6 protein-coding genes are annotated in these 9,028 nt (G+C 72.6%); 3 read left to right on the plus strand and 3 right to left on the minus strand.

The genetic code is table 11. The features are described 5' to 3' along the window. Window positions 1–25: 25 nt before the first annotated feature. Entirely contained in the window at window positions 26–823 is a 798-nt protein-coding gene (locus ACIG5E_RS07810) for a family 1 encapsulin nanocompartment shell protein (protein ID WP_396532263.1), read from the plus strand. 147 nt (window positions 824–970) lie between these two features. On the opposite strand, the gene ACIG5E_RS07815 is transcribed toward ACIG5E_RS07810, so the two are convergent. After that, a complete protein-coding gene (locus ACIG5E_RS07815) occupies window positions 971–3,988 on the minus strand; it encodes a tetratricopeptide repeat protein (RefSeq protein WP_396532264.1) in 3,018 nt (1,005 codons plus the stop codon). A 263-nt stretch (window positions 3,989–4,251) separates the two neighbouring features. On the opposite strand from ACIG5E_RS07815, the gene ACIG5E_RS07820 reads away from it, so the two are divergent. Continuing rightward, window positions 4,252–6,411, plus strand: a complete 2,160-nt coding sequence (locus ACIG5E_RS07820) for an ATP-binding protein (protein WP_396532266.1) — start codon at window positions 4,252–4,254, stop codon at window positions 6,409–6,411. On the opposite strand, the gene ACIG5E_RS07825 is transcribed toward ACIG5E_RS07820, so the two are convergent. Together ACIG5E_RS07825 and ACIG5E_RS07830 are read right to left on the minus strand one after the other, a co-directional pair. After that, a complete protein-coding gene (locus ACIG5E_RS07825) occupies window positions 6,380–6,967 on the minus strand; it encodes a hypothetical protein (RefSeq protein WP_396532267.1) in 588 nt (195 codons plus the stop codon). The two genes, ACIG5E_RS07820 and ACIG5E_RS07825, sit on opposite strands and share 32 nt — an antisense overlap. Then, complete coding sequence (locus ACIG5E_RS07830) at window positions 6,964–8,271, minus strand: hypothetical protein (protein ID WP_396532268.1); 1,308 nt, start codon at window positions 8,269–8,271, stop codon at window positions 6,964–6,966. Before ACIG5E_RS07830 ends, ACIG5E_RS07825 begins: the two co-directional genes overlap by 4 nt. Before the next feature lie 374 nt (window positions 8,272–8,645). Between ACIG5E_RS07830 and ACIG5E_RS07835 the strand changes: the two genes are divergently transcribed. Beyond that, the coding region (locus ACIG5E_RS07835; protein ID WP_396532269.1) for an electron transfer flavoprotein subunit beta/FixA family protein at window positions 8,646–9,028 on the plus strand (383 nt) is incomplete at its 3' end.

Consider the following 9,028-nt stretch of genomic DNA (forward strand, 5'->3'; position numbering starts at 1 on the left):
CCGACCCCTGAACAGGATCCGCACCATGAACAACCTGCACCGCGAACTCGCCCCCGTCTCAGCCGCCGCCTGGGAGGAGATCGAGGAGGAGGCCCGCCAGACCTTCAAACTCCACATCGCCGGCCGCCGGGTGGTCGACCTCACCGGCCCCGAGGGCACCACCCTCGCCGCCGTCGGCACCGGCCACCTCACCGGCATCGAACCACCCCTCGACGGCGTCCAGGCCCATGCCCGCGCCAACCGCCCGGTGGTCGAACTGCGCGTTCCCTTCACCGTCAGCCGCGAGGCCGTCGACGACGTCGAGCGCGGCTCCCACGACTCCGATTGGCAACCCGTCAAGGACGCCGCCCGCACCCTCGCCCGCGCCGAGGACCGCGCCGTCTTCGAGGGCTACCAGGCCGCCGCGATCGAGGGCATCCGGGCCGGTTCCAGCAACCCGCCGGTCCAACTCCCGGACGACGTCAGGGAATACCCCGAGGCGGTCAGCCGCGGACTCACCGCCCTGCGCCTGGCGGGCGTCGGCGGCCCGTACTCGCTCCTGCTGGGGGCCGAGGCCTTCACCGCCGTCAACGAGACCAGCGACCACGGCTATCCCGTCCACAACCACCTGGCCCGGCTGCTGGACGGTGACATCATCTGGGCCCCCGCGATCGAGGGCGCGTTCCTGCTGTCCACCCGAGGGGGCGATTTCGAGCTCTTCCTCGGCCAGGACGTCTCGGTGGGTTACCTCTCCCACGACGCCGAATCCGTGCAGCTGTACCTTCAGGAGTCGCTCACATTCAGCGTGTACACGGGAGAGGCCGCCGTCGCCCTACACGGTTAACACCAGATGGGAATATCCCAGATGGTGGGTCCGTGACCTATCGACATGCACACTCCAGCAACTTGCAGGTACAAGGAGGCACCGGCCGCTTAAGCCGGTGCCTGCAGATGCTAGCGCTATTTCAGTTTTTACTCAAAATGCGATAAGTCAGGCCGGATGGGTCCGAAGCTTGGCGAGTGCCGCGCGGGCCTGGGTCGCCTCATCCGCGATGCCGACCGACTCGGCGAGATCGACGGCGGAAGTCAGATGTTCGACGGCTTTGTCCGCGTGTCCGAGGGCTGCCTCGCACTGGCCCAGGCCCCGGAGAGCGGCTGCTTCCTCCCTGGTGGTGCCGACGGATCGCGCCAGGCTGAGCGCCATGGCGTACTGGTCGTGCGCGTCCTCGTGCCGCCCCGCGGCCAGGTAGGCCGCGCCCAGGCCGTTGGTGGCGTCCGCCTCGTAACGGACGCTGCCGATCGACCGGAAGGTCTCCAATGCCGATCGGTAGAGCCGAAGGGCGTAGTCGAGTTCCTCCGGAATTCTCAGGGTGGCCGCCAGATTCACGTGCACGACGGACAGGTCGAATTGGGACATGCGGTCGCGCCCGATGCGCAGGATCTGCTCGAAGGTGCGGCGTGCCTCCGATGCGTTTCCGGAGATGAGGTGAAGGTCGCCGATGTTGTTCAGGATTCGCAGCTCGAAAACCCTGTCATTGAATTTCCGGGAAATCGGCAGGGCCCGGTTGTAGGTGCGGAGCGCGAGTTCGTAATTCCCCATCGAGCGGTGGACGATGCCGATGTTCGCCAGGCAGCGGGCGACGTTCCACTGGTCGTCGATCTCCTGACGGATCCCCAGTGCCTCCTCCTGGATCGCCAGCGACTCGTCGAGTCGGCTCTGGCTCCACCGCACCCGCCCGAGCAGGCTGAGCGCGTTCGCCGCGGCGTCCGGATCATTCTCGCCGCGGGCGAGGGTCAGCCCGCGTTCGAGGGCCTCCGCGGCGGACTCGTAGCGCGAGGCGTTCGCCAGCGTCGCCCCCAGGTCGATCAGCGCCCGCGCCTCCTGCCGATCGTTCGCCTGCGACCGCCAGTGCGTCGCTGCTGCCCGATGCATGTCCTGCGCCTCGCTCCAGTACGCCTCGGCGTCCAGGTGTCCGGCCAGGACGTGGGCGAGCCAGGCGCCGGTCTCGGCGAGTCCGACCCGGTGGGCGTGGGCGGTCAGCGCGATCAGTGCGGAGTGCTCGGCCTCCAGCCAGGCTTTCGACGCCTCGGGCGAGTTGATCTCGATATCTCCCAACAAATCGTCCATGTCATCGAATTGGTGATCTGTCGGGAGCTGGGTTCTCGATCTACGTGGATACAGCAGGCGGTCCGCGCGGTCAGCCGCGCGCAGGGCGAAGCGGAGCAGCCGGCCGACCGCCGATTCCCGCTGCTTACCCTCCACTCCCAAAGCCGCCGCGAACTCCCGTAGAAGATCATGGAGTTGGTATCGTTCCGGAGCGATCTCCTGAATCAGGTGGCAGTTCAGCAATGCCTCCAGCACCCGGTCCGTTTCGTCGATCGCCAGTCCGAGCAGCGCCGCCGCCGCGTGCACGCCGAAATCCGGGCCGGGGTAGAGGCCGAGCAGTCGGAATGCCGAGCGCTGGCCGGCCGGGAGGTACTGGTAGGAGACCTCGAAGGCCCGGGCGATGCTGTCCGAGCCGCTGCGGATCTCGGCGAGCCGCCCCTTGCGGGAGAGGCGCTGGGCGAGGTGGTCGAGGGTCCAGGAGGGGCGGGCCTTGAGGCGGCTGGCGGCGAGTTCGATGGCGAGCGGGAGGAGGCCGCAGCGGTCGACGATCTCGACGACGCGGTCCCGGTCGGCCGAGCGGTCGGGGCCCACCACGTTGGTGAACAGGGCGACGGCGTCGTCCACCGGCAGGACGTCCAGGAACACCGGCCGGGCGCAGGGGAGTTCGGCGAGCCGTTGGCGGGAGGTGACGATGATCAGGGCGGACGGCGTGGGGGGCAGCAGGGGGCGGATCTGGGCGGTGTTGGAGGCGTCGTCGAGGACGACGACGGCGCGCCGGGTGGAGAGGGCCTCGGCGCAGAGTGCGAACACCTCGTCGGCGTCGAGCGGGATGGTCGTGGCGGGCACGCCGAGGCGTCTCAGCAGCAGGGCACCGGCGGCCTCCGGGGTCAGCGGCGGCTGGTTGCCGACGTGGGCGCGCAGGTTGAGGTAGACGTACCCGTCGGGGAAGTGCTCGCGCATCAGGTCGGCGGCGTGCAGGGCGAGCGTGGTCTTGCCGACTCCGGGCATACCGAGGATCGCCGAGACGGTGACGACGCCTCCCCGGGCGCCGGAGGGGTCGGCCCCGGCGCCGGGCAGCACGCGCCGGAGGTCGTCCCGCCGGCCGATCAGCCGGTGCCGGCCGGGCGTACCGGATGGTGCGGGGTCGGCGGCCGGGGCGAGTTCGACCCGCCCGGGCGTGCCGGGCAGCGGTTCGCCGTTGAGCATGAGCCGGTGGAGCCGGGTAAGGGCTTCGCCGGGTTCGGTGGCGAGGTCGGCGCGCAGGAGCCGGACCACAGCGGGGTAGACGGCCAGGGCGTCGGCCTGGCGGCCGGCCGCGTGGAGCGCGGTCATCAGGTGGCCGGCGAGGCGTTCGTCGGTGGGGCGGTCCTCGCGCAGGGCGGTGAGTTCGGGGATGAGTTCGTGGTGGCGGCCGATCCGCAGGTCGATCTCGATGCGCTGCAGCGTGGTGGCGAAGCGCTGGTCGGCCATGGTGGCCCGGGTGTTGCGGGCCCAGGTGCCGGGCAGGCCGGCCAGGGGTTCGCCGCCCCAGAGTTCCTCGGCCCGGCTGAGGACGGTTCTGGCCTGGTGGTCCTGTCCGTTCTCGGCGAGCAGGCCGGCTTGTTGGGATAGGTCCAGATATAGCCACCAGTCGATGAGTTGGGGGTCGGCCCGCAGGGTGTACGTGTGCGATCGGGTGTCGATCGTCGGCGCTTCCTTGGGGCTTTCCGTCCCGCCGGTCCGGGCGGCCCGTCTCAGCAGCGCCCGGAGGTGGGAAACATGGCTGTACAGGCTGGTCAGTGCGCTCGGTGGTGGTTCCTCGTCCCACAGTCGGTATGCGAGCGAGGTGTGGGAGAGCGGCCTTCCGACCTCCAGGGCCAGCGCGGCCAGCAGCTGCCGCCGTTTGTCGGAGTGGAGCGCCAATGGCTCTCCGTTCACCGACAGTTCAACTGAACCCAGGAGATGGAACTTCATTGACGTCCCCCGCCGGTTGGCTACCAGCTTGCCGTGTCGCGGGTGAGCATGGCACGCGTTCGGGGCGGTCGGCTATACCACGACGGGGTTCGGGCGAGGCTCCTTTGGGAATGTCCTCGACTTGACGACAAGTCATCTGCTAGCAGAGCGCGGGCAATTCGTCGACGGCAGGGGGAGCCAGTGACAGGATCGGCCGTGGTTGGTGGTCGCCGGTGACGGACGCCGACCCGCCCTTCGGCGTCGTGCACAACTCGCTGACCGGCGGTGGAGGCGTCGGCGGTTCGGTGGTGCAGGCCGGCACGATCAACGGTGGGCTGCACCTGCACGCCCGGCCGCTGCCCACGCCGCGCCAACTCCCGCCCTCCCCGCGGCGGTTGATCGGTCGGGACGCCGATCTCGCCGCGCTGGACCGGTCGCTGAGCGAGGACGCCGGCCCGGAGGCCACCGTCGTGGTGACCGGCCCGGCCGGGGTCGGCAAGACCGCGCTCGCCGCCCAGTGGCTGCGCGGGCTGGCCGAGCGCTTCCCGGACGGCCAGTTGTACGCGGATCTGCGCGGCTACGCCCCGGGCGGGCCCGCCGATCCGGCCGAGGCGCTCGGTGCGTTCCTGCGGGCGTTCGGGATCTCGCCGGTGCCCCGCAGCCTGGCGGAGGGCGCCGCGCTGTGGCGCTCCCTGGCGGCGGAGCGGCGGATCGCGGTGCTGCTGGACAACGCCTCGACGGCGGCGCAGGTCCGGCCGCTGTTGCCGGGCTCGGACGGCTCGGTGGTCGTGGTGACCAGTCGGCGCCGGCTCACCGGGCTGGGAATGGACGGGGCGGTGTTCCGCCCGCTGGCGCCGCTCGCCGCGGAGGCGTCGACCGAGATCCTCGCCGCGCGGGTCGGCGGGCGCCGGGTGGCGGACGAGAGCGACGCCGCGGCCGAGGTGGTGGACGCCTGCGCCGGACTGCCGCTGGCGATCTGCCTGGCGGCGGCGCGGATCGCCGCGCGGCCGGCCCAGTCGCTCGCCGCGACCGCCGAGATGCTGGGGCGCGGCACCGACCGGCTGGCGGCGCTGAACGCGGAGGGCGAGACCGTGCAGGACCTGCTGGACGCCTCCTACGGCGTGCTGGAGCGCGACGCCGCCCGGCTCTACGGGCTGCTGGGCCTGCTGCCCTTCGGCGAGTTCACGCTGGAGAACGCCGCCGTCCTGATGGACGTGGACCTGCCGGCGGCGGACCGGCTGCTGGACGGTCTGATCGACGTGCACCTGCTGGAGGAGCGGGGGCCGGAGCGCTTCCGCTTCCACGACCTGGTGCGCCTGCACGCCCGGGCGCACGGCCGGGAGCTCCGCGGCACCGAGGCCGGCCGGGCCGCGCTGGACCGGGTCGTCGACTGGTACCTGGCCTCGGCCACGGCCGCCGAGGCGGTCGTCTCGCCGAGCCACCGCACCCTCGCCCGCGACCACCTCACCCGGCCCCTCCACCCGGCCCGGGAGTTCACGGACGCGGTGCCGGCGCTGCAGTGGCTCGACGAGGAACGCGACCGCCTCGCGGACGTGCTGCGCTGGTGCGAGGAGCTGGACCGGCCCGCCGCCGCCTGGCAACTGGCCGACGCCATGTGGCCGTTGTTCCTGCGGCTGCGCCCGGCGCGGCTGTGGGTCGAGGCCCACCGGATCGGTCTGCGGGCCGCCCGGACGGCCGGTGACCGCAGCGGCGAGCTGCGGATGCTCACCTCCGGCGGGAACGGCCTGCGCAACGCGGGCGAGGGGGAGGAGGCCGCCCGCTGGTTCACCGAGGCCCTGGACCTCGCCCGGGAGCTGGACCACCCACTGGCCCAGGCGAACGCGCTGTACGGGCTCAGCCAGACCCACCGGATGGCCGGCCGGCTGGCCGAGGCGGCCGAGTGCCTGCACCGGGTGGTGGAGCTGCGGGAGCCCCAGGACTACCTGCGCGGTTCGGCGCTGGCCCGGCTGGCGTACGGCGAGGTGCTGCTGCTGGCGGACCGGGCGGCCGAGGCGGTGGAGCCCGTCGAGCGGGCGGGCCGGGAGCTGTCCTCGATCGGGGACGACTACGAGGCGGCCCGCGCGATGGCCTTCCTCGGGCTGGCGCACGGCCTGCTGGGCGCGTACGACCTCGCCGACGGCTGTCTGGCGTCGGCCCTCGCGGGCTTCCGGGCCGGGCTCTCGGCGCACTGGGAGGCGCGGACGCTGGAGTTCGCCGGCCAGGTCGAGGAGCGGCGCGGCCGTCCGGAGGAGGCGCGCGCCCGGTTCGAGCAGTCCCTGGCCCGGTACCGGGACGTGGGTGCCGCGGTCGAGGCGGCCAGACTGGCCGACCGCCTCGCCGCGTACGGGATCGATCCGGGCGTCACCCCCCGTCCCGGCGGCCCGGCCGCCTGAGCCGGCCGCCCGTCACCCCTCCGGTGCGGCAGGCGGCCGCGCCGAACCAGTCGGACCGGTCGAGTTCGGTCAGCGCCCGCCCGGCGGCCAGCCAGGCGTGCGCCAGCGAACCGAGGGCCAGCGGCAGCGCGGGAGCGCCGGGGTGGTGCGCCCCGCGGCCCGGTCGCAGGAGGAGCGGGGCCCCGGTCCGGGCGAGCAGCAGCACCGCTCCGCTGCGGTGCTCGGCGGTGGCGACGGCGCAGCCGGGGTGCGCGGAGAGCGCCCCGGCGAGCCGAGCCCCGGAATGCGCCGCCGGGAGCAGCCCGAGGTGCAGCACGTCGGCCTGCCGCCGCCAGCGCCGGCCGGCCGGTTCGGTGAGGTCGAGCACCAGGTGCTCGTCCACAAAGCCGGGGCCGGGCCGGTCGCGGCGGGGCGCGGTGGGTGGGCCGGCGGCCAGCAGCCCGTGGCGGGCACCGGTCGGGGACACCACCCGGGCGTCGAACAGGGCGGCTGACGGCCCCCCGGACGGCGGACCGGTGAGCGGCGCGAGCCGCACGGTGTGCAGGACGGCGGTCATCCGGCCCGCCGGGAGTCCGGCGCCAGGGGCGTGTCCAGCGGATCGGGCAGCGGCAGCGGCGCCGGTTCCGGGCTGTGCGCGGGCTGGCCGAGCCCGAGCACCCGGTAGAGCAGCCGACGGGCGTTGCGGTCGAAGCGGCCGGGTTCGGAGCTGATCCGGGCGGCGATCGCCGCGTAGTCCTCCGGCCGGTACTGCTCGGCGGCGTAGGCGAGCTGCTCGGTGAGCGGGTGCCCGGGGGTGAGCGCGGGCGCCGTCCGGGCGAGCTGGGCGGACGGCGAACGCGGGTTGACGTTGTGGTGCGGGTACTCCGCCAGCAGTACGGGGACACCGGTCATCGCTCCGTACAGGGTGACCGAGCCGTGGTCGCCGATGACGTAGTCGGCGGCGACCAGCAGCGGCCGCCAGTCCGCCTCCGGCGGGACGACCGAGACGGCCCCGCGCGCGGTGGCCGTGGCCCAGGACCGCACCTGCCAGGGGCTGTGCGCGGCCGCGATGTTCGGGTGGGCGAGCAGCGCGGCGCGGTAGCCCTGCCGGGGAAGTTCCGAGGTCAGCCGGGGCAGCACGGTGTCCAGCCGGGTGAACAGCGAGCCGGCCCCCCAGGTGGAGGAGACCAGGACGAGCTTCTCCTCCGGCCCGAGCCCCAGCGCCGCCCGGTAGCGCTCCCGGTGCGGCAGGGCGGCGGCGATCCGGTCGTAGCAGGGATCCCCGACCACCTCGGCGATCGGCAGGGCCTCCGGGCAGCTGCGGCCCAGCTCGTCCAGTTCCTCCGCGTGGGCCAGTGCGAAGGAGGTCGGGACGAGTCTGCCCTCCCAGTACAGGTAGTCCGGACGGAGCCCGATGGCGGTCCGTTCGCCGTCCGGCCCGCTGCGCCGGGCCAGCTTGATGTTGCCCGCCCCGTGCGGGAGCCGGACGACCGGCCCGCGCAGCTGCTCCATGCCCTGCGAGCCGGCCGCCAGGACGAGGTCGAACTCGCGCCGGACGGCCTGCTCCCAGGGCAGTACGGTGGCGCCGAGGGCGAGCAGGCCCTCCGCCGCGCCCCGGTTGAACATGTGCGGAGCCACCGTGAACTGCACGTGGATCCGCAGGTCGGAGGCGAGCAGCGAGTAGAAGTCGTGCAGCCGCTGGGCGTACACCACGGTCTGGGCGACGACCAGCACCCGCTTGCGGTCCCGGAGCGTCTCCCACGGCCCGTTGTTGCTCCAGCCCGCGCTGTCGTCCGTCCCGTTCGTCCGGTCGGTGTTTCGGTCGGTGTTGTGCGTCCCGTGGGTGGTCGTGATGTCCTGTTCCCCGTGCACCAAGGTCATTCCCTTCCCCCTCCTTGATCGCAGGTCGGGGCCGTCGACGAGGCCCGTCGCCGATGTTCCCCGGGCGGGCTGGCGGATTCATTGACGAGACCTGGCGGGGGCTTGCGGAAACCTTGTGTCCGCTTCCGGCCGCCGCGCCTGGCGGCCGGACACCGGGTAGGGTACTGAGTGCCTTTACCAGGGGTACTGAGTGCCGTATTCTCTCGGTGGAGCCTCTGACGCCAGTCGAAGAGAGCCGACACGGCATGCCGGTCCAAGTGGCGCTTGCGGCGCCGCGGACCGCGGCCGGGCCGGACTTGGCACTCAGTACCCTCGGCCTGACCTGAGGCCATGGATCCAGTGCATCCGTGCACCCGTGACAGGAGAAACCGCTCATGAGCTTGAGGATCGTCGTCTGTGTGAAGTACGTGCCGGACGCGACGGGTGACCGTCGTTTCGCGGACGACCACACCACCGACCGGGAGGGTGTGGACGGCCTCCTGTCGGAGCTGGACGAGTACGGCGTCGAGCAGGCGCTGCGGATCGCCGAGGCGAACGACGGTGCCGAGGTGACGGTGCTGACGGTGGGTCCGGACGACGCGAAGGACGCGCTGCGCAAGGCGCTGTCGATGGGTGCTGACAAGGCCGTTCACGTGAACGACGACGACATCCACGGTTCGGACGTGCTGGGGACGTCGGCGATCCTGGCGAAGGCGCTGGAGAAGACCGGGTTCGACCTGGTGATCGGTGGTATGGCGTCGACGGACGGCACGATGGG

The sequence above is a fragment of the Kitasatospora sp. NPDC053057 genome, assembly GCF_044546945.1.
Classification (GTDB): Bacteria; Actinomycetota; Actinomycetes; order Streptomycetales; family Streptomycetaceae; genus Kitasatospora.

Coding starts and splice junctions, on each gene's coding strand:
- ACIG5E_RS07810 (WP_396532263.1), top strand. CDS start 26: ATGAACAACCTGCACCGCGAACTCGCCCCCGTCTCAGCCGCCGCCTGG.
- ACIG5E_RS07825 (WP_396532267.1), bottom strand. CDS start 6,967: ATGACCGCCGTCCTGCACACCGTGCGGCTCGCGCCGCTCACCGGTCCG.
- ACIG5E_RS07830 (WP_396532268.1), bottom strand. CDS start 8,271: ATGACCTTGGTGCACGGGGAACAGGACATCACGACCACCCACGGGACG.